The sequence below is a fragment of the Leptospira noguchii serovar Panama str. CZ214 genome, assembly GCF_000306255.2.
Classification (GTDB): domain Bacteria; phylum Spirochaetota; class Leptospiria; order Leptospirales; family Leptospiraceae; genus Leptospira; species Leptospira noguchii.
Genome location: NZ_AKWY02000026.1, coordinates 110,999 through 134,180, shown reverse-complemented (window position 1 = coordinate 134,180; position 23,182 = coordinate 110,999). Strand labels below are relative to the sequence as shown.

General features: G+C 36.0%; 22 protein-coding genes. 7 read left to right on the top strand and 15 right to left on the bottom strand.

The window, feature by feature from the left end; genetic code table 11:
• Window position 1: 1 nt before the first annotated feature.
• Genes LEP1GSC059_RS15245 through sufC form a run of 3 tightly spaced genes read right to left on the bottom strand, consistent with a single transcriptional unit; the run spans window position 2 to window position 2,281 of the window.
• Window positions 2-313: a non-heme iron oxygenase ferredoxin subunit gene (locus LEP1GSC059_RS15245; RefSeq protein ID WP_002180382.1), complete on the bottom strand. Its 312-nt coding sequence runs from the start codon at window positions 311-313 to the stop codon at window positions 2-4.
• Window positions 310-1,545 (bottom strand): Fe-S cluster assembly protein SufD, encoded by a 1,236-nt coding sequence (gene sufD, locus LEP1GSC059_RS15240; protein ID WP_020981012.1) that lies wholly within the window; start codon window positions 1,543-1,545, stop codon window positions 310-312. The genes LEP1GSC059_RS15245 and sufD overlap by 4 nt, the downstream gene beginning before the upstream one ends.
• Window positions 1,514-2,281 carry a Fe-S cluster assembly ATPase SufC gene (gene sufC / locus LEP1GSC059_RS15235; protein WP_002180432.1) on the bottom strand — a complete coding sequence of 256 codons (768 nt, stop codon included), beginning with the start codon at window positions 2,279-2,281 and terminating at the stop codon, window positions 1,514-1,516. The genes sufD and sufC overlap by 32 nt, the downstream gene beginning before the upstream one ends.
• 747 nt (window positions 2,282-3,028) lie before the next feature.
• Here sufC and LEP1GSC059_RS15230 point away from each other — a divergent pair.
• From LEP1GSC059_RS15230 to LEP1GSC059_RS15205, 5 genes are all read left to right on the top strand, one after another.
• Window positions 3,029-3,472, top strand: coding sequence for a host attachment protein (locus tag LEP1GSC059_RS15230; protein ID WP_002180414.1), 444 nt, complete (start codon window positions 3,029-3,031; stop codon window positions 3,470-3,472).
• 576 nt (window positions 3,473-4,048) lie between these two features.
• Window positions 4,049-5,596 carry a glycerol kinase 5 gene (locus tag LEP1GSC059_RS15220; protein ID WP_002180407.1) on the top strand — a complete coding sequence of 516 codons (1,548 nt, stop codon included), beginning with the start codon at window positions 4,049-4,051 and terminating at the stop codon, window positions 5,594-5,596.
• Between the two features lie 1,172 nt (window positions 5,597-6,768).
• Window positions 6,769-7,188, top strand: coding sequence for a c-type cytochrome (locus tag LEP1GSC059_RS15215; RefSeq protein WP_002180139.1), 420 nt, complete (start codon window positions 6,769-6,771; stop codon window positions 7,186-7,188).
• Window positions 7,189-7,278: 90 nt separating this feature from the next.
• Window positions 7,279-7,494 carry a hypothetical protein gene (locus LEP1GSC059_RS15210; protein ID WP_001087666.1) on the top strand — a complete coding sequence of 72 codons (216 nt, stop codon included), beginning with the start codon at window positions 7,279-7,281 and terminating at the stop codon, window positions 7,492-7,494.
• Window positions 7,495-7,542: 48 nt separating this feature from the next.
• Window positions 7,543-7,881 (top strand): STAS domain-containing protein, encoded by a 339-nt coding sequence (locus LEP1GSC059_RS15205; RefSeq protein ID WP_002180249.1) that lies wholly within the window; start codon window positions 7,543-7,545, stop codon window positions 7,879-7,881.
• A 950-nt stretch (window positions 7,882-8,831) separates the two neighbouring features.
• Here the strand turns inward: LEP1GSC059_RS15205 and kdsB are convergent.
• The 6 genes from kdsB to LEP1GSC059_RS15170 are packed head-to-tail and all read right to left on the bottom strand — an operon-like array spanning window position 8,832 to window position 13,104.
• Window positions 8,832-9,575 (bottom strand): 3-deoxy-manno-octulosonate cytidylyltransferase, encoded by a 744-nt coding sequence (kdsB, locus tag LEP1GSC059_RS15195; protein WP_002180250.1) that lies wholly within the window; start codon window positions 9,573-9,575, stop codon window positions 8,832-8,834.
• A gap of 3 nt (window positions 9,576-9,578) precedes the next feature.
• The gene (locus LEP1GSC059_RS15190; protein ID WP_002155177.1) at window positions 9,579-10,103 is read right to left on the bottom strand and encodes a flagellar basal body-associated FliL family protein; all 525 of its coding nucleotides are present in this window, start codon (window positions 10,101-10,103) and stop codon (window positions 9,579-9,581) included.
• Window positions 10,104-10,143: 40 nt separating this feature from the next.
• On the bottom strand, window positions 10,144-10,971 hold the full coding sequence (gene motB / locus LEP1GSC059_RS15185) for a flagellar motor protein MotB (RefSeq protein WP_002180248.1): 828 nt from the start codon (window positions 10,969-10,971) through the stop codon (window positions 10,144-10,146).
• A gap of 15 nt (window positions 10,972-10,986) precedes the next feature.
• Window positions 10,987-11,769, bottom strand: coding sequence for a motility protein A (locus tag LEP1GSC059_RS15180; protein ID WP_002180177.1), 783 nt, complete (start codon window positions 11,767-11,769; stop codon window positions 10,987-10,989).
• Between the two features lie 5 nt (window positions 11,770-11,774).
• Window positions 11,775-11,999, bottom strand: a complete 225-nt coding sequence (locus LEP1GSC059_RS15175) for a flagellar FlbD family protein (protein ID WP_002149850.1) — start codon at window positions 11,997-11,999, stop codon at window positions 11,775-11,777.
• Window positions 12,000-12,003: 4 nt separating this feature from the next.
• Window positions 12,004-13,104 carry a glycosyltransferase gene (locus LEP1GSC059_RS15170; RefSeq protein WP_017214045.1) on the bottom strand — a complete coding sequence of 367 codons (1,101 nt, stop codon included), beginning with the start codon at window positions 13,102-13,104 and terminating at the stop codon, window positions 12,004-12,006.
• A gap of 601 nt (window positions 13,105-13,705) precedes the next feature.
• Here LEP1GSC059_RS15170 and ygiD point away from each other — a divergent pair.
• The gene (ygiD, locus tag LEP1GSC059_RS15165; protein ID WP_017214044.1) at window positions 13,706-14,479 is read left to right on the top strand and encodes a 4,5-DOPA-extradiol-dioxygenase; all 774 of its coding nucleotides are present in this window, start codon (window positions 13,706-13,708) and stop codon (window positions 14,477-14,479) included.
• A 243-nt stretch (window positions 14,480-14,722) separates the two neighbouring features.
• On the opposite strand, the gene LEP1GSC059_RS15160 is transcribed toward ygiD, so the two are convergent.
• The 4 genes from LEP1GSC059_RS15160 to LEP1GSC059_RS15145 all read right to left on the bottom strand — a co-directional run bounded on the left by LEP1GSC059_RS15160 (window position 14,723) and on the right by LEP1GSC059_RS15145 (window position 19,786).
• A complete protein-coding gene (locus tag LEP1GSC059_RS15160) occupies window positions 14,723-16,234 on the bottom strand; it encodes an HTTM domain-containing protein (protein WP_017214043.1) in 1,512 nt (503 codons plus the stop codon).
• Entirely contained in the window at window positions 16,191-17,174 is a 984-nt protein-coding gene (locus LEP1GSC059_RS15155) for a DNA-processing protein DprA (protein WP_017214042.1), read from the bottom strand. The genes LEP1GSC059_RS15160 and LEP1GSC059_RS15155 overlap by 44 nt, the downstream gene beginning before the upstream one ends.
• The gene (locus LEP1GSC059_RS15150) at window positions 17,171-18,259 is read right to left on the bottom strand and encodes a tetratricopeptide repeat protein (protein ID WP_036057784.1); all 1,089 of its coding nucleotides are present in this window, start codon (window positions 18,257-18,259) and stop codon (window positions 17,171-17,173) included. Before LEP1GSC059_RS15150 ends, LEP1GSC059_RS15155 begins: the two co-directional genes overlap by 4 nt.
• A gap of 1,179 nt (window positions 18,260-19,438) precedes the next feature.
• Window positions 19,439-19,786, bottom strand: a complete 348-nt coding sequence (locus LEP1GSC059_RS15145; RefSeq protein WP_002146786.1) for a DoxX family protein — start codon at window positions 19,784-19,786, stop codon at window positions 19,439-19,441.
• Between the two features lie 139 nt (window positions 19,787-19,925).
• On the opposite strand from LEP1GSC059_RS15145, the gene LEP1GSC059_RS15140 reads away from it, so the two are divergent.
• Window positions 19,926-20,378, top strand: coding sequence for a GNAT family N-acetyltransferase (locus LEP1GSC059_RS15140; protein ID WP_002180193.1), 453 nt, complete (start codon window positions 19,926-19,928; stop codon window positions 20,376-20,378).
• Between the two features lie 1,186 nt (window positions 20,379-21,564).
• Here the strand turns inward: LEP1GSC059_RS15140 and ispF are convergent.
• Window positions 21,565-22,050, bottom strand: coding sequence for a 2-C-methyl-D-erythritol 2,4-cyclodiphosphate synthase (ispF, locus tag LEP1GSC059_RS15135; protein ID WP_002180121.1), 486 nt, complete (start codon window positions 22,048-22,050; stop codon window positions 21,565-21,567).
• A gap of 9 nt (window positions 22,051-22,059) precedes the next feature.
• Window positions 22,060-23,172, bottom strand: a complete 1,113-nt coding sequence (locus tag LEP1GSC059_RS15130) for a tetratricopeptide repeat protein (protein ID WP_002180145.1) — start codon at window positions 23,170-23,172, stop codon at window positions 22,060-22,062.
• Between the last annotated feature and the right edge of the window lie 10 nt (window positions 23,173-23,182).

The window sequence follows — 23,182 nt, the reverse complement described above, 5'->3', positions numbered from 1 at the left end:
GTCAATCCTCCAAATCTACCTCGACGGAGTCATCTACGATTCTCACCGGATACACTGGTAGATCTTCCACAGCGGGCATACAAAGCGCTTTTCCGGTCTTGATGGAAAACTGCGCTTCGTGTCTCGGACAAGTAATTACGTCCCCGCATAGTTTTCCTTCCGAAATGGCTTCTCCGTCGTGTGTGCATACGTCTTCAAACGCGTAAACGTTTCCATCCAAACTCGTGATCCCGATTCTATTATATCTGGTTTCAATTACTTTGACTTTCCCATTTTCTATTTCGGAGAGTTTTGCGAGTTTACGAAAGCTCATATAACCCCTTCCACCTTTTTAGCAATCAACCGAAACAGTTCTTCTTGTATAAAATCCGATTCAATTTCGCCGATTACTTGGCCTAAAAATCCGTCCACAATCATCCTTCTGGCTTCATCTTCGTCAATTCCTCTGGAAGCGAGATAAAAAAGTTGTTCTTCGTCGATCTCTCCGACAGTAGCCCCGTGTTCACACTTTACGTTTTCTGCATATACTTCCAGTTTAGGAATCGATTCCGCTCTTGAAGTTCTATTGAGTAATAGATTATTGTTGATCTGAATTGCGTTTACGTCTTTGCAAGAATTAGGGATTCTTAAATTTCCTGTAAAGATATGATGCGCCTTATTCTTCAATGCGCTTCGATAAAGAATCGAACTTTCTGTATGACTTTCATTGTGGACAATTTTCACTTCTGAATCCTGAAATTCCCTCGCAGCCATTGGAGCAAGTCCGATCACTCTGGCTCTTGCACCTTTCCCGGAAAGATCTACGTTGAGTAAATTTTTTCCTTTATAACCGCCCGGTGTAACTTTTGCGATTTTTACGTCTGAGTCTTCTTTTTGATCGGAAAATAAATTCTGAAAATGGAATATAGAAGATCCAAAGGATTCGATTCCTACATAAGATACTTTGGAACCAGCTCCGATCTGTAAAACGGAAAGTCCCTGGAAAAACTTTAGTTCTTGTTCTTCAACACATTCATAACGTTCGACAATCAATACCTTGTTATGACTTCCGATTTTAGCTATGATCAAAGGTAGAATCTTGTTTTCCTTTTCAAGACGAAATTTGATTTCAATTTCTCCTTGAACTACGAAGTCGTTTCCTATTTCGAGAAAAAGTCCGTGAGTAAAATTGGAAAGACTATAGAGGGTAAACCATTCTTCATTCTGTTTTTGGAATATACTTTCCAAAGTATTTAAAAAGATTTCTAATTCTTTCCCGGAAAGTGTTTCCGATCTTTGTAGTTGAACCGAATCCGGAATTTTCCAAGATACAGCGGCGGAATCTGGCACTTCGGTAAATTCTTCCGGATGAAAATTAGAAAGAGGTATTTTTCTCCAAGATTCGTTCTCCGGTCCAGGAATTTTCAGAGTTTGAAATTTGGCAAAAACCTTCTTACGAAAATCTTTTAGAGCCTGAGATTCCTTACTTTGAGAAACGAACTTCTCAAACTGGTTTTCCAAAGACATTTTTATTTCAGTCTCTCGATTCTGCAAGGACCCAGTCATATCCTTTTTCTTCCAATTCGAGCGCTAGTTCCCTTGTTCCTGTTTTTAAAATTTTTCCTTTTGCAAATACGTGAACAAAGTCGGGCGTGATATAGTTTAGCATTCTTTGATAGTGTGTGATGAGTAGTATAGAACGTTCCGGAGTTTTATTTCGATTGATTCCTTCACTTACAATTCGGAGCGCGTCTATATCAAGTCCAGAATCGGTTTCGTCCAATACGGAAAGTTTTGGTTTGAGTAAGCTCATCTGTAAGATTTCGTTTCTTTTTTTTTCTCCTCCGGAAAACCCGTCGTTCACATAACGTGCAATAAATGATTCTGGCATATCAAGAGCCGCCATAGATTCTTTGAGTTCTTTTCTGAATTCTTTGACGGGTAGTTCTTTTCCTCTTACCGACTTTACGATGGTTTTTAAAAAATTTCCAATCGTAACTCCCGGAATGCTAGTCGGGTATTGGAAACAAAGAAAAATCCCAAGTCTGGCTCTTTCGTCCGTCGGAAGATTTAAAATGGATTTTCCTTCAAATAGAATATCTCCCGACAAAACCTGATATTTAGGATGTCCCATGATTACATTGGAAAGTGTACTTTTTCCGGAACCGTTTGGGCCCATAATGGCATGGACTTCTCCAGGTCGGATTGTGAGATCGACCCCTTTTACGATTTCTTTGATTTCTCCGGAATCTCCGATTTGAATTCCCGCTCTGAGATTCTGGATTTTTAAAATCTCGGTCACAAAAGCACCTTTCTTTGCGAATATTCGAGACTGCGATCCTTTTCCAACTTATTCAAACTTTGTTTTCGGTTTGTAGTTTTCCAAGTTTTCGACGAGAAAACCGTCCTAGATTCTTTCTTAATCCCGATTCTACCAATGTTTTTTCTAGTTAGGAGAGATCAATAGGAAAGAATTTGGATACAAAATCTGTTCTACAGAATTATCCCTGAAATGTGGGAACTATTACAATTCTTAACTCGATCATTCATAAAACTGAATTCTAAAAAACCAAAATATAGGAACGATTCATCTTACATAAGCTTCAATACAATTTAGATACCACAAAAAAGAGACGTAATTTGCGGGAGCTATTACAAAGTCTCGGATTTCCATCAAACTATTACATCCAGATTTTAGTTGATGATATTTATTTGAATCTTGACTCCTCTTTTATTTTCTCCTACAATATGGATCGAACAAAAAATCGTTCTTACAAATCTGGAATACTCTTTTGTATGAGTAGGTTTTTAACAGACGAGAATACTCTGATTCGAATTTGAGAAGTAAGTTTAATTGAAATAACTCAATAATTTACAAGAATGACAGTTCTATACGTAAATCTATCTTCACTTCTTACTGTCGAGTCAAGTTGTTCGTTTTCGTTCTGAATCGTGTAGACAACGGTTTTTGAGTCATTGTTGTAAAACAAAGATCCCAACATAACATCCAAGTAAAATTGTTCCGCAGGTTTTAGAGAGGAAAAGAAATATGAAAAACAAATGGGTAGTGGTCGCAAATAGGTCCGAAGCGAAAATTTTCGAATACAAAGGATCTAGAAAAGGTTTAGAACTTTTGGAAAGTATTGAAAACCCAAAAGGAAGAATGAAAAATTCTGAATTGATCCCCAATTCTTTCGGTGGCGGAAAACGAGCAAAAGCACAGAGAATCTCCTTTGATTCCGATTCCGTTCAAGAACCGAAACGAAAAGTTGCCGAATCATTTGCCAGTCAAATTTCGGATGTAATTTCCCAAGGAAGAAAGTCGAATCGTTTTTTAAGTCTCGTTCTAGTTTCAGAGCCCAGATTTCTCGGAATGCTTTTAGATAAAATGGATCGAAGATCTCAGTCTATGATTTTTCACAAAATGGGAAAAGACATTACAACGACGAACAACCAGGTGATTCTTTCTCATCTTCGAGAAATTCTTTTTTAACCTGTGATAGTTCCCACAAGTTAAGTCACATTGTAAATTTATAATTTTTTAATGAACCTGAACAGGCGTAAGGAACCCATGATTTTGAAAAAAGTTGGAATCTAAACTTTACAGATCGATTCCTAAAATGTGGGGAACTACTGCAATTTAAAAAATAGAAGTTGATAAATCTGTCGTTTTCAAATGCGGGAACTCACACAAGCTCAGGTTTTTCTGTAAAATTATGTGGGAACTACCGCAAATCACGATTTTACAGACTAATTCTAAAATTGTAGGAATTCATACTTTTAGAAAAGTCTTTCTCATTTTCATTTTCTTACGCAGAACTCATATTATTATAATTTTCATAGAATGTTTGGGACAGACTCAAAATAGATTTTTCACTTATAATGATCGCCAAACGATGATTTTATATAATCATTTGATCGGTTGGTAATTCTTTTTGAATTTTATAGAGTAAAAATTCCCTAAATTTCAATCCGGGTTAAAAACTCTATTCGGAAAAAAATAGACAGAAACCTACCGCTTCTATTACTTAACCTTTTAATTTCTCATTGAAAAACTTCGGAGATCCGAATGACTAATTCACAGGGCAAATACGTCCTTTCCATCGACAGCGGGGGAAGCGGAATTCGTGCGTTTTTATTCGATCGAAAAGGTAATATAGTCGAAAGACAATATGAAAAAACTCCTCCTAATATTCCAGAAGCAGGCGCATTAGAACACGATCCTGAAGTTCTATGGAAGGCGCTTCTTTCTCTTTTAAAAAAGATCCAAAAAAATCAGCAAATCGTAAAAGAAATTGCTGCATTAGGAATTTGTAATCAACGTGGTTCCTTTCTTTTATGGGAAAAATCCACAGGAAAACCGTTAACTCCTTTGATCAGTTGGGCTGACGTTCGTTCTCATAAAACCGCAGAACAAATGAACCGAAATCTGATCTGGACAATCATCCGTGTTATATCAACGTTTGTAGGAAGATTGACAAACCATCCGATGATGATCGCTACTTCTATGCTCCGATTTACGACAGATCACGCGACTTGTAGGTTAAAATGGACTTTAGATAAAAATCCGGATCTAAAACAAAGATGCAAAAAAGGTGAAGTTCTTTTTGGTACATTAGATACTTGGTTCATTTATAAACTTACCGGTGAAAAACAACATCTCACCGATTCGTCTAACGCAGTTGCTACGGGAATGTTTAATCCTTTTCAATTGATCTGGAACCTACCGATTCTTTCTATTTTCGGAATTCCTTCTAATTTATTTCCAGAAGTAAAAGATAGTAACGGAAACTTTGGTCACACTTTACCAGAATATTTAGGAGGGCATTCAATTCCAATCCGGGCTTCGATTGGAGATCAAATGGCCGCACTTTTTGGTCATTGTTGTTTCGAAAGAGGTGAAGTAAAAATCTCCCAAGGTTCCGGAGCCTTTGTGGATATTAACATAGGGCCCAAGGCAAAACTTTCCAAACGCGGCCTTTTTCCAATGATCGCCTGGAGAATCGACGGCAAAACTACGTATATGTTAGAAGGTTATGTTGCAACTGCCGGAACTCTCATAGATTGGTTGGGACAAGGAATCGGACTTTCAGATACACCTAAGGTTTTGAACGAACTTGCTGCCCAATCAGAGGACACAGAAGGAGTCGTTTTTATTCCAACTCCTACGGGAGCTCGTTTTCCTTATTTCAATCCTCGTGCAAAGGCATCCGTGATCGGACTGTCTCTCGCATCTCATAGAAGACACGTTGCAAGAGCCGTCCTAGAAGGAATTTCTCTCAGCCTCTATGAAATTTTAGAAGGAATTCAACAAGATACAAAAGTTAAGATCAAAGACATTAAAGTAGATGGTGGTGTATCTCAGTCTGACATTCTTCTCCAATGCCTTTCAGATTTTTCAAACGTAAGAGTAGATCGCTCCCCCGAACCAGACATGACCGCTACAGGAACTGCATATCTTGCCGGTTTGGCTGTCGGTTTTTGGAAAAATTTAGATGAACTGAAGAGTTTACAAAAAGGTTATAAATATTTCGAACCTAAAATGGATTCAACCAAAAGAATTCAAAAAATTCAACGTTGGAAAAAAGCAGTTGCTGCAACTCTTTCCATCGAATGATTACAGTTTTGAAATTCATAGAAGTGTAATTTCAAAAATATCTTAGAATGAATGTAGGAGCTACTTCAAAAAAGCCAACCGATTCCGATCAGATGTAATTTTTTTGAGACTTCTACAGCTTTAAAATCGATCATTCATTTCGGGCGCTATGTTTATGCGTCCGACTAGTCAGACAACGTGAGCAGGGCATAAGAAACCATGAGTTGAAATCTGAACTTTACAGATCAATTCCTTAAATGTAGGAACTACTACATTTTAAAAAATAGAAGTTTATAACAATTGAACCTGTCGTATTCAAGTGTGGGAACTCACACAAAACTTAGGTTTGTCTATAAATGATGTGGGAACTATTGCAAATCACGATTTACGAATAAATTCTAAAATTGCAGGAACTCATACTTTTAGAAAAGTCTTTCTCAACTGAACTCGCGTTAAAATGGGATTTAAATTTTGATGATGGCCGTAAAACAACGGTTTTGTGCAAAAATCTGGTTGGACGATGATTCTTTTTGTATTTCATAGTAGTTCCCACAATTTTCAAAGTTTAACTGTAAATCCACGATTTGTGAGAGTTCCCACATCTATTTTTTTACGAAAAAATTGACCTACGATTTCTTACACCGAATCCACGTTAAACTACTGATCTCTATCAAATTGAGTACTTAAATGTTTATTTCAAAGCGCCGTTTTCAAGTAAGTTCGATAAAATCTGATGCGAAAACGATTGAACTCAGCAGAACGCTTTCCTATGGGTCGCGTTAAACTCAGCAGAACGCTTTCCTATGGGTCGCGTTCTATATTGAAACTAAAGATGAATTATTGTATAACATTTTCTGCATGCAATTGGTTGACTGGAGCTGAAGGCACAACGGTGGATTTGCACCGATTTTCTTACGCAAAATTTACGTTTATGGTCATTTCCATAAAATCCAAAAGAATCAGTTACTGAAAAATTAAATTTCTACATAAAACCGTTGTTTTGCGACCAATTACACAGCTAAGAATGATTTCTAGAGATTTTAAAGTGTCAGACAAGCTCAAAGTTCAAGAAGCAAACTAGTACGGTCATAACCTTCGAGAAAAATCAAACCGTGACAAATATCTGACAAAAAATTCTATCGTGAATTTTCCTACCAAGATAATCTGGACTGCACAAATAGAGGTGATTTTCGATGAACTCAAAAAATATGACTCTTTCCATCTCGATTGTTCTGATCTCTTTGGTTCTTTTTTTGAACTGTGGAGATAAGTCCGAAAAACCAGTTGAAACGACTTCTGCTCCTATTGCAACGGAAACCGCTTCGACTCTCAGCCCCGAACTTCAAAAAGGACAGGAAATCTTTTTACAAAACTGTTCTTCTTGTCATGGTGAAAAAGGAGCGGGAGACGGAGCTGCTGCTGCAAGCCTCAATCCGAAACCTCGTAACTACAAGGCGCCTGCCTCACAGTGGAAAAACGGAAACACAGAGACGGGAATTTTGAAAACTCTCAACAACGGAATCCCAAACAGCCCGATGGTCGCTTATAAATTCTTAGGTGATGAAAATCTGAAACTACTTGCAAAATACGTAGTTCATCTTTCTCAAAACTAAGATTTTTTTGGATCGGAGAACCTACGTTTTCCGATCCATTTTTATTTTTTCGACTGGCTTTTTGAACCCCAAAGCGTATCTTAATTCTTGATGAATTCAAACAATTCACTTCCACCATGCGGTGAAAATTGCGGAATCAGTAGAACCTCTCCCAATACTCGAGAAGAGAAAACGTATACAAAACTAGGTATCTTTTTAATTCTATTTGGAATTTCATCTAAACCGAAAGCGGTTAAATTTTATTGCAAAAAATGCGGAAGACAATTTGATCAATTGTCTCCTACTGAACTCGGAAATTACGCGTAATTCGATTGACTTTCATAGAATTGAAAGGTTTTTTGTTTTAAGATTTTTATGTCCGAAGACTTTAAAATTTTTGTAGATCTAGCCGTTTCTGTTCCGATCATCCATATCGAAGGAGAAATTACTTCGGAAGCAGACGAAACAATCTTAGAAAAATATGAATCCATTCCCGAAGGAAAACGGAATCGTGTTATTCTAAACTTCCAAGGTACTTCCTATATCAATTCGGCAGGCATTGCTACTCTCATCAGTTTAATTACCAAAGCTTCCGAAGCAAAAAGAAAAATTGAATTTGCAGGTCTAAGCGAGCATTTCAGAAAGGTGATGGACATCGTAGGATTAGCTGACTTCGTTCTGATTCATAACTCCCTCCAAGAAGCCCTTAAATAAAACAAACTCTACTTAACAAATCCATTATAGAGTTTCGCTTTCAATAGAGAAAATTATTCTATAAGATAGATTTTTAATTCTTCTGAGAAGCAAAGCAATAGTTTTATACAAAAATTTGATTGGTCGATGATTCCTTTAGATTTTATAAAGTTTCCTAAAAAATAAAATCCAAAACGAGTCAAAAAAGTAGTAGTTCCTCATTTTTTATAGAACTAATTTTTAAGAATAGAAATTACTCAAATAATATGAGTGCCACTTTTACAGCTGTGGTAGTTCCCACAAATTCAGTCTGGTTTCGACCCACTTTGTGGTTTTGAAATATGTTTTCTCCGTAAAATAATTGTAGTAGCTCCTGCACTTTCAATTTTATTTACAAACCGAACGGATACACAAAGATTTTTGGCAAATGCTATTTTCATATCAGAACTTGTCCAAAATCCTGTCGAGCGACAATAGAAGCGAGACGCTGAGTTTCCCTTAGGAAGTCATAACCAACCCCACAAGTATTTGGATCTCAATACAAATCTGTCGGAATTACGACAAATCCTCTGTAAAAAGATCGGCCCCACCCGCGTTTCGGGTGGAGGAGGAGAGGTGGTGGGAAGATTTGAAAGATTTTTCTCTATCAGAAAAACATACTTTTTGCAAGTAAAAAGGCTCATTCTTGTTCTTGTCGGAACACTTGAAAAATGTGCGTTGATTCTAAAATCATCTTCAATTGTCGGGTTGGTTATGATAGGAAAGAGTGAGACGCTTTAGTTCCATAAATGTGGGAACTACTGCAAAATTTAACAAGATTAGAACTGCTCGAAAATTCGCAAATTGTCACATGCGACCTAATTTGTAGAAGCGAGACGCTTTAGTTCGAGAGAGCGTTCTGCTTTAGTTCCCTCACAAATCTCTTTCGCGTTATACCTAATCACGTTAATATGAGTTTTTTCAATTTACTTTCATTCAGAAATCCATTTTCGTTTTTTAAAATCTTCAATTACAATTTCTAAATCGGCGGGAGTATCCACGGACAATCCAGCTTCCGTTGATAAATAAATTCCAATCCCATAACCAGCTTCAATCGCTCTGAGTTGTTCCAAAGATTCCGATTCTTCTAAATTACTTTTGGGAAGAGAATTGTATTGTAAAAGGAAATCCCGATCGTATCCATAAATTCCCAAATGACGATACAAAGGAACCGTAGTCTTAAATTGACTGGGGATCAAAGATCTGGAAAAATAAATAGCCTTTCCATTCCGGTCTATAATTACCTTAACTCTATTGGGATCGGCTGCATGAGAAAAATCTAATAAAGGAATCGCTGCTGTACTCATCGCCCATTCCGGATGAGAGGCTTTTAAACTTGCAACCCCATCGACTAACTCCGGTTCAATTCCGGGCTCATCTCCTTGTATATTTATAATTACCGAATATTCAGAAAATTGATTGGCGACTTCAATAATTCGATCGGTTCCTGAAGGATGATCCGGACTAGTCATTATACTTTTTCCGCCAAATTTTAGAACGACTTCATGAATTCTAATATCGTCGGTTGCAACAACTAACTCAGACAAGGCGGAAGACCTGGAAGCGTTCCTATACGTCCATTCTATCATGGTTTTGTCGCCTATTTTTGCAAGAGGTTTTCCCGGAAAACGAGAGCTTGCATAACGTGCAGGAATTACTCCCAAAATTTTTTTCATCAATTAGTTGATTATAAATTCCGTGAAATAAACTTCCTGAATTTTTCCTTCAGTAAGAATATGATTTACTTGTGCTTTAATTTCTTCTCTTAGATCCAATTGATCCTCAATATTAATCAGTTCGTCTTTGGACTTTCTTCCCACGATCAAGTTAATCAAATCTCGCATTTGTGCGTTTCTTTCCGCAAGTTCTGCCGATAAGGTTTGATCTTCCTTTGCAATTCCAAACGCCAGTTTCATTTTTACGAAGTGAGCTTCTCCCTTATCGGAAGTGTTGATACGAAATTCTTCCGTAAAATTATAGTTTGCTAATGGTGGAGGAGGTTTTACCAGAGCCACATTCTTCATCTGAGTGAACGTATTTGTGGCGGTTTCTTTTGCTACTATCATCGCGATGACCGCCACGATAATAATTCCAAAAATGGCTCCCGCCACATATAAAAGCCATTTGATAATGGGCGATGTTCCACCACCACCCTCGGCGGCGGGGAGCCCGCCTTCTTCCTCATCTATTTCCGCGTCACCCATAGGTTTGCCTCCTGAATTTTAACGTTAGTCGCTCTTCCGATTACTCTTTGCCGGGTACACTCGACTCTGAGCCGGGAATTTTAGTATTTGGAAGTCCGTAGTTAGTTTCGTATGGACTTCTTTTTGTGGATTTCTCCGTCATAATTACTATATCAATTCTTCGATTATAAGCCTTAGCTTCGGGTGTTCCAGCATACTCTACAACCAAAGGTCGAAAGGCTCCGAAACTCACGGCCTGAAACCAAGACGGGTCCAGTTTTTCTACGTTAATGATATAATCCGTAGAGTTGATCGCCCTCGCTCCTGCTAAATCCCAATTGTTGATATATGCCCTTTCTTCTTTTCCGGGTGCCACTCCAGGATTGACAGCGTTCGCATCACAATGTCCTTCTACTCTCACAAAACGATTTAAATCTTTGATCAACGAACTCGCTTTTCTAAGAGCAATTTTAATTGAATCCGTTAAAATTGCAGAGCCAGGATTGAAATAATCCGCACTTACAAGTGAAATGATAAGACCTCTTTCATCTTCCGTAATTTTTACTTTTCCTGCTTCCACTTCCGGTTTAAAAAGTTCAGTTGCAAGCTGTTTCGATTTGGAAAGCGCTTTCCCAGTCGTTTGTGAAGGAAGACTTTCTATATTCATTCCCATCTCTTCCAACTTTCCTTTGGAAAGAGTTTGACCTCCGTCAAAAAATCCGGTCGTCGTTTTAAACGCGGAAAGGATGATCTGCATTTCGATCGCGTTCGTTTTTCCAGTGGTATAAAGCATAATGAAAAAACAAAGTAACAAAGTTACCATGTCTCCGTAAGTAAGCATATACTCTGGAATATTCTGAATACATTCCGGACATTTCGATTTTGCCATTGTAAAACCCGAACTTTATTCGCCTTCGTCTTTGAGTACGTCTCTTTCCGAAGGAGGAAGAAACGAAGACAATTTATCTTTTACAATTCTAGGATTGTCTCCGGATTGTATGGACAAAGTTCCTTCGATCATAATCTGTTTGATTGTAAGTTCATCTTCAGACTTACGTATAAGTTTTTTCATGACAGGAATCGCAAACATGTTAGCGCCCATAGATCCGTACAAAGTCGTAATCAAAGCCGCCGCCATCCCCGTTCCAATTGCAGAAGGGTCACCGGAACCTAGGTTCTTCAACATCTGGACAAGTCCGATCAAAGTTCCAATCATCCCGAATGCGGGAGCCAAGGCGCCCCAATTTTCCCACCAAGCCTTTCCGTTACCGTGACGAGAAGCGATATTACCCATTTCGGTTTCCATAATATTTCTAACAAGTTCGGGATCAGTTCCGTCCACTACGAGTGTAATTCCTTTCCGTAGAAATTCATCGGGTAGTTCATTTACATCGTCTTCAAGCGCAAGAAGTCCTTCCCTCCTCGCTTTCTCCGAAAAGGAGACTAACGTCTTAATTAATTCTATGAGATCGTGTTTTTCTGTTTTAAAAACTTTTTGAGTTATCTTACCAACCGCGAGAGTAGATTCCCAGGGAACGGCCATAATCGTACCTGCAGTTGCACCTCCAAAGGTAATGATAACCGAAGGAATATCAAAAATGTCTAATGGACTTAAACCTGCTGAAATGATCCCAAAAATCATCAGGACACATGCTGCACCAAAACCGACTACTGTTCCAAAATCCATGATATTTATTCCAACCTTTTGAACTGATCCGGAGAAGACTCTACAGGAAACACAAGAATACGTTTTTTATATTCTAAAATTTTTTCGATTACTTCAGGGACCGATTCTTTTACCACGTATTTTCTGTCATTAGAAAGTGTAATTGTAGTATCTGGATTCGCCTCAAGACATTCTATATGAGATGCATTGAGAACGAATTCATTCCCTTTCAACCTGTGAAGTAGAATCAAACAACTATCCCCTTTTCCTTGGAGTTCCGATTCTATTCTCGACCTGCTTTTTGATTTCGATAATGAATTTTTCCTCGGTAAAACGATTTACATTCTTCTGAAACTCGGAAGTTTTCCAGGAAATTCGATCAGATTGATCAATTGCAGCTTGCAAAGATTCCACGGTTTGTTCTGGAAAAAATACTCCCGTTTTATCTGAAACCACCGTTTCTAAAGCTCCTCCTTTACCAAAAGCGATCACAGGAGTAAAATGAGCCTGTGCTTCTACGGGAGCGATTCCGAAATCTTCCATTCCCGGAAAGATAAAAGCTTTTGCTTTTTTGTAATATTCCAACACTTCCTCTCGTTTGAGTTGAGGAAGTACTTCTATGTTTTTCGGAAGTTTGGAGGTGAGTTTTTTAAATTCTTGTCCTCCTCCAATGAGTACGAGTCGTTTACCATTTTTACGAAATGTTTCGATCGCAAGATCGATTTTTTTGTAAGGAGCAAATGCAGAGACGATTAGATAAAAATCGTCCTTTGTTGTAGAGACCACTTTCCATTTTTCGGGTAGACAAGGTGGAAAAATTACTTTGGCTTCTCTGCGGTAGAACTTTCGAATTCTCCGAGCTACAAATTCTGAATTGGACCAAAACCAATCCACTCTAGAAGAGGAAGCGACATCCCAGGTTCTGAGATAATTCGAAATCATTTCGAAGGTAAAGAACTTAAAACCTTTTCGAGAAGGAAAATAATCGTAATACAAATCCCAAACATAACGCATCGGAGAATGTACATAACTAAAATGTACCGAGTCCGGATCCGTTATGACACCTTTGGCCACACAATGAGACGAAGAGACGACAAGATCATATCCTTTTAGATCCAGAGATTCGATTGCAATCGGGAACAATGGAAGATACCATCTATATTTAGATTCCTTAAAGGGAAGACGATCAGTAAATGCTGTGGTGATCTTTCTTTGTTCGATCCTAGGATTCAATTTTCCGGGTGTATAAAATAATGTGAATAGATCAGCACTAGGATATATTTTCAGTAGGGAATCTAGAACCAATTCCCCTCCTCTCATTCCATTCAACCAGTCGTGTATGATTGCAACTTTCATACCGTTTTCATCGGCAAATTCTAGAGTTTTCCTCAGATGATTACGAATGTTTCTTGAACCAGTGGTTATTATTGACTTACAATATAAGTTCTAAATTCTTCTTATGAAACAATTTAGTTTTATAAAAACTGGAATTCTGAATCAGATTTACGTTCTTTAAAAAGATCATTATCGTTTTGTTAATAAGAGAATATGTATTGGACGATTTTACTACTTTGGCGCATGAAAATAAATACTATGAATTTGTTTCCAATGACCATCCATACAACTTAAATTAGAAAAACGCATGTAAGGACTACGAAGCATTTGTGAAAAAGTATAAAAGAGTTGTTGAAAAATTCCATAGTTCAAATTAACAAAACTTCTTCAATGGACTGTTTCCATAAAACAGATAGAGAATTCATTTTTCAACAACTCTAAAGATGATCCTTTAATTGAATACGAACAAGATCCCTTCTTTCCAAATAATTCGTTTCATTTTAAATTCAAAACTAGAAATCCTTTAACTATTACAACCATAATTCCTATTTGCAAAGATGTTTTCAGTAGATAAGAAAGGTCTAAAATAGAAATATGAAATACAACAAGGAAATTTCCCTTTATGACAAACCCTGTTTTATTTTTTGGACACGGTTCTCCAATGAACCTAATCACTCCTTCTGGCTTTACTCGAAACGTAGAAGAATTTGGTTCTACACTTTCAGAAGTTAAAAGTATACTCGTAATTTCAGCACATTGGAAAACAAGAGGAACCTATGTGACGATTGCCGATCCACCAGAACAGATCTATGATTTTTACGGATTTCCACAAGAGCTATACAAAGTAAAATACCGACCTTCTGGATCAACAGAACTCGCACAACGAATTCAAAAATTAGTAAAAACCGTGGACGTATGGGCCACAAAAGATTGGGGATTGGATCACGGAAGTTGGGGAGTGTTGTATTTTCTATTTAGGAAAGCGAATCTTCCAGTCATTCAACTGAGTATAGACGCAAACTTTAATCCAGAAAAACAATACGAAATCGGAAAAGAATTACGACCTCTTCGCGAAGAAGGAACCTTAATATTAGGAAGTGGTAATATTGTCCACAATCTTCATAAGGCTGACTTTTACAACATAAACGCAACTCCCGCAGATTGGGCGATCGAATTCGACGAATATATAAGACAAGCGTTGGAGTCTAGAAACGACAAGACAATATTAGATTTTCAAAACAAAGGAGAAATCGCAAAACTTGCAGCACCTAGCACTGAACATTTAGAACCCATCTTTTATATTTTAGGAGCAATGAAACCAGAAGAAAAAGTGAAGTTTATCCATCATAGTTTTCAAAATCGAACGGTATCGATGCGATCTTTCACTTCAGTTTAAAAAACGTGAATTCAACGTAAGACAACCTAACTGCCACGGGCAAATCGGACCGGGCTCTAACTCAGTTCTCCCTATGAGTTAAAATACAATGCTTCAATTTGCAAAACAACATGAAGTAATATCGTAAATAGAAATATTCTATTTATCGCATATTACATCACAGTATTGAACCCAATGTTGCCTACGGTCGCAACATAATGCATCGATCCCTTTTGCGTTAGTTGTATCGAATTACGTTCAAAATCATTCTTCGTCTCCGGAAAGAATCCATTCCTTATTGATAAGAGAATTGGAGACCTTCATAAGGTCTCTTTCCGGATCGATCAAAACCTGACTTTTCCTACCGTTTAAAGAAACCATAACGTCTGCATAGACTGAGACTTCTTGACCCGTTTTTTCCTTTTCGTTTTTACCGATCCAATGCGCAAATTGAAGGATTAAATCGGGCTGATAACTCATCATAATTCTTTGAATTTCGTTGAGATGAGATTCCGGAAGTACTACGTTCGTTTCTCCAGTTTGCTGATTTACCATTCTAAAAGAAGCAATTCCGTTTTTTTGAACCAACATGATCTGCCAGGAAAATCTAAAACCTTGTTCCGTCCAAAGGTGATTTCCAGGATATAAAAAATGTCTAAGAGGAAATAAGAACTGAAAAAGGATATAAAAAACACAGAAGTAACGAAGAGCGCGATCGAATAAAAATAAACCGAATCTATCTCTTAAAGTTTTTATTTTGGAAAAAAGAAAATTTTCCGATGTTTGAGACTTTAATTCTAAAAGTTTCAAAAAGGATTCAATAAAAGAAAAAACCGATCTTTTAAAATGAATCGGAAATCGAGTCCATAAAAAATGAAAAATATTTTCTTGATCCGGAAACATTTTTCTAGATTTTAGAAATCGAAATAAATCCACCGGCCAAGTAGGAGAAAAAAACAAAGTAGAATTCAAAATCATAATCCAAGGAAACATACCGATCGGAAACAATTTCCAAGTTAAAAAATGAAATATTAGAACTAAAGAATATCCAAATACTCTCATATTTCGGTTTAATAATAAAAAAGGAATTGTAAGATCGAAGATCAAACCCGCATAACTAAAAAAGTATCCAGTGGCTGGCATGGAAAGAATAGGACCAAAAATAGGAATATCCGAATTACGAAGAAGCCAGATACGAACCGGCTGCGCGTCAAAAAGCCAGTCCGGGACCAATTTACCAATTCCACCGAAAAAGTAAACCACACCTATTTGAAATCTGAGGATATAAAGGTTCCAAGCTGGGACCGGATCCATTTCTAATATTGATTTATTTTTGAATATTCTAAAAATATGAAATATATTTAAAACCTTATCAGCAGGAATCCAAATCAAAAGAAAAAGAAGCAAACAAACAAGATAATAATGATTTAGATAAACCGCAACTTCGAGAAGATTGATATAAGTAAAGATCAGAAAAAAGCAAAGAACGGAAATCCTGTAAAAAATTCCCAAAGAAATAAACACCGCAAAAAAAAGAAGAGAAACAAAAAGAGAATATAAAATCCAAGCGGGAAAAACTCCAATCCAGGAAAGACCGTAAAATTTAAAATGAAAACTCGGATCTAAAAAGTATTTGGAAATCCATCCGTTTGAAAAATAACGAAATGCTAATATAAAAAGAAGAATACCAAATACAATCCGATAAAATCCCAAAGACCAAGCCGGAATAGGATTAGAAACCCGGAAGAATAGGTTGGAAATAAGTTTTTCTCGCATAGTAACCCGCACCGATCGGTTTCCATTCGCCAGAAAAGCGTTTCTTGGAAAGTTCTGCAAGCATTCCCGGAATTTTCGACTGGGAATCCGGCAAAAGATCGTTAATGTGAAATACTTCTTTCATTCCAAAAGAGATGTCTTTTAAATTTAAAATTTCCGCTCCTTCTCCGATTAAAATTTTTCCTCCAAAATTTTTAGTCTGACGAGGATCAGAAAAGATAAAAACATTTCTATTTTGTTCTATTGCATTATAAGCGGATGAAATTGCTCCCGATTTTTCAGGAGCTTCTACGATATAAACGGAACTACAGAGTCCGGTGATAATTCTATTTCGTTTTGGAAACGTGTATTTTAAAATCTTTTGGCCGGGAGGATATTCCGTCAAAATCAAAGTTTGTTTGGAAGTATTCATCCTTTGGTAGAGAATTTTGTTTTCGAAAGGATATTCTTTTTCCGGGCCGGTTCCCATCACTCCGATAACAGCCAGATTTTCGTCGAGAGCGGAGTTCATACTCACAGCATCGATCCCTTTGGCAAGACCCGAAACGATTCCGGAAAAACCTTTATTCTTTAAGTAAAAAGGAAACAACTCCGCGGCAAAAACCGAAATCGGAGAAGGATCTCTGGTACCAACTACCGCTGCATATAATAAACTTAGAATATTCAAATTTCCTTTATAAAATAAATTCAAAGGCGGGTCGTAAATTTCTTTTAGAAGAGGAGGATATTGCGGATCGTAAAAAGATAAAACTCTAAATCCGATTAAATCTAGTTTCTTAGAAATTTTATCCGAGTTAAACAAAGATTTTTCGAGAACGGAAGCGGGAAGATTGTTTTTCAAATATTCTTTCAAACTTTCCCAAGAATTCAATTTTCTGAATATTTGATTTCTAAAACAGAATTTAGAAACTTGGGAATCGATTAGAACGAGTGGATTCATTCCGAGGAAGTTTTTTCTATTTTTTTCAGATTTTGAAGTACATTTTGATACGAATCATTTTTTTCAAGTCCACCTCGAACTAACCCTGCTTCATTTAAGTCTTCGATCGTTTTTTTTACTTTTAAATATTCTTCTTTGGAATCGTCTACCTTACCAAGCCTATATAAGAAATTCGCTTTTGCAAAACGAGCAGGAACGTTTCTAGATTCTTTTTTTATAATATCATCCAAAATTCTAAATGCTTTATCTTGATCGTGAAAACCTGCAGATACACCTTCCCAAGAAGAATCCGCCATAGAAGAATCGAAATAGATAAGAGCAAGTTGAAACGGAAATCTAGAATCTCTAGGATCTTGAATGGATAGATGAGTAAAAAGATCGATTGCTATTTGTCTTCTTGTAGTTTCCCAACCCCTATCTTTAGAAGCGTTTGCATAGGCAAGGGCGGTTTCAAATAAAAGTTGTTGATCAACCGGTTTTAGCAGGAGTGCCTTTTCAAAATAAGGAATTGCCGGTTCAAAAAAATGAAGTTCCGCTCCTACGATTTCTATTTTTTTTCCTTCGTTGTTTTCTTTTAAAGCGCGGTTATAAAATTTGACCCCCATATCGTAGTCTCCTATCTTCATATAACCTTGCGCGATTTTCCAACTAAGTGCACCCGCGGATCTTGTTTTTTGCGCCATTGAAGAAATTTTCTTTTCTAATTCGATGATCTCTGCTTCTTCCATAGCAAGCCTTTCTTTCCAGGCTTCTAAATCTTCCACAGTTGGTGGTTTATCTGCTCGATTTCGAAATCCGAAATTTTTGGATCTTTCGCAAGAGATAAAAACAAATAAACAAAAAGATAAAGTTAGGACTCGTTTCCAAAAACGGGAATGCGGTGTTTCAAATTTTTGACAACAAACCGTTTTGCGAAAAACAGAATTTGAATCTTTAATATTTTTATACCAGAGCCAGAACGTTTGAATTTTGAGTAAGATTCTATCCGAAGACCTATCGAACATTTTTACTGCTAAGTAGATCGTTTTGTTTTTTAGAAGTTTTGATAAAGGTTCTAAAATTAGAATCACACTTTTTTGAATCATAAAATTTCCCCGGAAAGAATCTGCTCTTTTCATAATATCGGCTTATAAAAAAAAATCCTTCTACTCTAATGGGTACGGTTTGTAATTCATGAGCCTCAGACTGAATTTTTCGAAAAAAATAGAACACTTTTCTCTATTTTTATCTGGATTTGGTGTAAACAATGAAAAGCGTCCCAATATAATCGAGCGATCTGCAGAGCGTCCATAAAAAGCGAGACGCTTTCGTTTCCCAAAAATGTGGGAACTATTACATTTTGACGTAGTTTTATTGCAGTAGTTCCCACATTTGAATACAATAATAAACTTTTATAAGTTTCTATCTTTTAACTTGAGGTAGTTCCTCATTCATTTTACAGACAAACCTAAATTTTGAGAGAGTTCCCACATTGAATGTTATCGATTCCTATAAAATTGAGTATTGTAAATATTTATTATAAGGGCCATCTAACTCATGTTCAGCGTAATCCAACGCGAAAGCGATTATTATGTTGCACCCGCAACATTGAGTTTAAATTCCGAAGGAATTTGGAGTGAAAAACGCGATCCGGTAACACCGGATTTGCCTAGATTTTTTTCGCCAAATCCACGTTAATTCGGCGTAAGAAAATTGAGAAAGGTTTTTTAAGAATGTGAGTTCTTATAATTTTAGAATTTATATGTAAAATCGTGAATTGCAGTAGTTCCCACAAATTAAGTCACATTACAAATTTTTAAACATTTACTTTTTGTATGAGTTCCCACATTTTAGGGATTGATCCATAAAGTTCAGATCCAACTTTTTTAGAAAAATAAATTCCTTACACTCTGCTCACGTTAAAGTAACGTGAGTTCGGCATAACAAATGCGAAAGCGATTGTAGCGGAAATTCCGAAGGAATTGGAGCGAAAAGCGCGGTCGTGAGCCATTTTAACTATGAAATTTGCGAGCGATTCGCCCCAATTTTCTTACGTTGAACTCACGTTAAAGTAGGGTTTTGTAATAAAAATTTACGATACTCAATTTTATAGAACGAATAAGAAAAATTTTGAATTCGAAGCGCGATCGCTCGCTTTTGATACGAAAAAATTTTGCGAGCGAATTGCTTCTTAATTTAAAGAGGGAGTTCTCACAACTCCCAAAAAATTTATTTTGTAGTAGTTCCCACACTTTACTCAACTCGTCTATTTTTTGTAATATAAATCAATCCTTTACGGTTCCTGCAATTAGAAGAGAAGCTCCTAAAAGAGAAACATCTTTCAGAAGGGCCACTGTAGAAGCTTGATTGCCTGCAGCCGCGCCCGGAAGATGCACCAAAACGACAAAAATTCCCAAAAGAACCGCCAAAAGTACAGTGGCCAAATGTGTTTTGATTCCTGTAATGATAGAAACCGAAGCCGCAATCAACGCCAATCCGGTTATATAAACCCAAATAATCGGAAAAGGAATGTAAGAAGGAACGATTCCTGACATCGCGGGCCCCGAAATAAAGTGAAATAACCCGAAAATCGCAAATGGAACCGCGTATATAATTTTACCAATTTTTTTCATAGCAACTCCTTGATCATTTCTTTCAGATTTGAATTTCCAAAATCGGTCATTTTATCTGAAAGTTAAGTTTTGAATCTTGATTGAAATATTTGAGTTCTGCAACTATAATTTGACAAAAAATTACAAATGAGTTTCCACCTTGAACATAAAAATTCTAAATAAATCAGACTTAGACTGGCTTTTCAACTTAGAACAAAACTGTTTTGGTAGCCGGGCCTGGACAAAAGAAATGTTATACTCCCATCTTGAGGAGTTTTCCGGTATCGGTTCTACTGACCTTTGTTACATCCTCTACAAGTTGGTAGGCGAAGAAATTGAAATCTTTCGGATCGCGGTTTCTTACCGGAAAAGAAAACAAGGAATTGGAAAAGAACTTTTAGAATCTCTTTTAAATTCCGAAAAAGAAAAAACGTTTTTTCTTGAAGTCGATTCTACAAATTATCCTGCAATCGCTTTATATGATTCCTGTGGGTTCCAAAGAATTCACGTAAGAAAACATTATTACGAAGACGGTTCAAACGCTTTGATTTATAAAAAAGCTCCGGTTGACGTTTTTGAAAGTTTTAGTTTTGAAGTCCCCGAGCCCGATTAAGATCACTTTAAGAATTTTTTATTTTATATTCAAACGTAATTGAAGTTTTTTAGAATCCATTCCAAAAGCTGAATGGAGATTATATCGAGTCGTCTTTTTGTAAGGGAGGTATAAACTTTTAAAACTTAAAGAAGAATCATTCTACAAACGCCTAAAAAGATAATAGTTAACAGAAAGATTTGTTATGGCTTAACTTGATTTTAAATTTTCTATCAACTTTTTAATTTAACAATAGGTTATAATATTTGATTAACTTTTAATTTTCTTAAATACTTTTTTACCAATTCCGAAACTACTAAGACATATAAAAATAACTACGCGTTTATTTTTAAATTTAAGATCTACTTCAAAAAAGCCAACATTTCCGGATTAGATGCAATGAAAACTTCTGCAACTTCCAAGATTGATCATTAATTTTTATACTACTTTTATAAGTACATTTCAGACTTCTTATTCATAACTACATAATAAGTACCTACTTAACACTTTAATCATGTGAATTCAGAAAAAGAAAATCTGAGCGAATAAAAACTCAATGCAACGACTCCCTAAACTCAACTAACTCTTTTTATAGGTCGCAACAAACAATCTCTTTCGGATTGGATTTTATAGAACTTACGTAAAACGACATTTTATAATAAAACATTTAAATAGAGATCAGTAGTAATAATCTTTGCTTGAAAAACATTTAAAATTCATTTTATAGAAATTTTTTAAAACTAAAATTTACTGTAAAAATGCTAAGAGTTTGTCCCAAAACATCAAAATGTAGGAACTACTACGAAAATTGAACAACTTTAGAACTGCTAGAAAGTTTGCAAATTCCCAAATGCGACTTAATTTGTGGGAACTACTGCATTTTATTAAAAATTTCTAAAGAATGATCGCGCAAAATTCTTTGAGATTTTGAGACAAACTCTAAAATGTGGGAACTATTACAAAAATTATAATAGAGTTGTTGAAAAATTTCATAGATTAGATCAACAAAACTGTTTTAATCTACCGTTTTCATGAAACTGATGAAGAATTAGTTTTTCAACAACTCTAATAACAAAAGAATGTTAAAAAACTGTAAATCATACGATATAAGGATTTTTGTAGGAACCAACACATTTTACCCAAAAATTCAAAAACGATTTTTTCTAAGGTTTTGGGTTGATATCATTTTCATATATCCGAGTATATTTCAAGACCTCTGTACTAAAAGAACCGAACAAAAAGTTCCAATTCCCTCTTGTCTACCCAAGGCACCCATTTTTTCGGTTGTGGTGGCTTTTACAGAAACACAATCCAAAGGGAGATTCAACAAACTACTTAAAGATTTTGTAATTTTCTCCTTGAGAGGAGCAATCTTAGGTTTTTCTCCGATCACGGTACAATCTACATTGACAAGATTAAAATTCTTTTCCTTCATCAGCTCGATGCATTTGGCAAGAATCACCTTACTGTCCATGTTTTTTAGACTTTGATCTGTATCCGGAAAATACTGACCAATGTCGCCTAACGCAAGTGCTCCTAAAATTGCATCCGAAATCGCGTGTAAAATGATGTCAGCATCCGAATGTCCAACAAGAGCAAATTCTGATTCACATTCCAGCCCGCCCAACATCAAAGAACGGCTTGAATTGATTTCTAATTTATGAAAATCAATTCCGTTTCCAATTCTATACATTCAATATTCCTAAATTATATTATTTTTATCGATTTGGTTTAAAAAAATGTCTATAATTTTTTCTTTCCACCTTAGTTCCTTTCTCAAGTAATCCTCTTTAGAAAGATTAAAATTGAGTTCAATTGATCTTTTTTTATTTTCTTTTGCTTTATTCCATTCCAAAAGATGATAATTGCAGATAGATAAACCTGCATATGTTTCTCCCAATAAAAATGGCTCCGATGGTTTTAATTCAATTGAACGTAGAAAATATTTTTTTGCTTCCGAAAAATCGTCTTTTTGTATATAAATAAAACCTAAATTATTTACCGGATATGCAAACGTAGGATTGAGTTGAATTGCTTTTTCAAAGTGTGAGATTGAGTTTTCTATTTGCCCGTCGTTATAATAACTAATTCCAAGATTGTTCCAAATATCCGGATAATCGGGATCTATCTTTAGTGCGGACTTGTAGTATCGAATCGCAGATTTAAAATTTCCACTCGAATCGTATAAATAACCTAGAGATAAGTACGAAAGAGAATATCCCGGATCACTTTTAATCGCATTTTTAAAAAGATGGATCGCCTCCGCAGACTTACCTAGATAAAAATAAATCCATCCAGTAGATATATCAGCGCTTGCAGACGAGACTACTAAAAAAGTATCAGGAAAATTCTCCCGAGTTGCTTCTAGTTTTTCCAAATTTTTTGCAGAGATCGCATTCTGAAGTAGAATATAATTTTTTTCCGCAATTTTATAATTTGGATTTTCTGTTTTAGAAAGATTAAAATAATAAAGCGAATTTTTGTAATCGCCTATATAAAAATAACAAGCTCCAAGATTGTTATAGATTTCATACTTGTAAGGTACATCAGGCAAAAGTTTTAAAAACTCATCCAAAGCATTGTTATATTCTTTTAATTGAAAGTAAGAATGAGCACGAGTATAATTTAAGGCTAACTTTTGAGAATCGGTCAACTTTCCGACTCGGTTCATTAACTTGAGAGTTTCACTAAAATTCTTTAACTTATATTGAGTCAAAATTTCACTCAGAGAAATTTCTCGATCGGAATAAGGTGGGGCGTAAAGAAATCTTCCGAAACAAAAAAGAAGAACAAATAAGTTTTTTTTATAATTCATTGAATGCGAT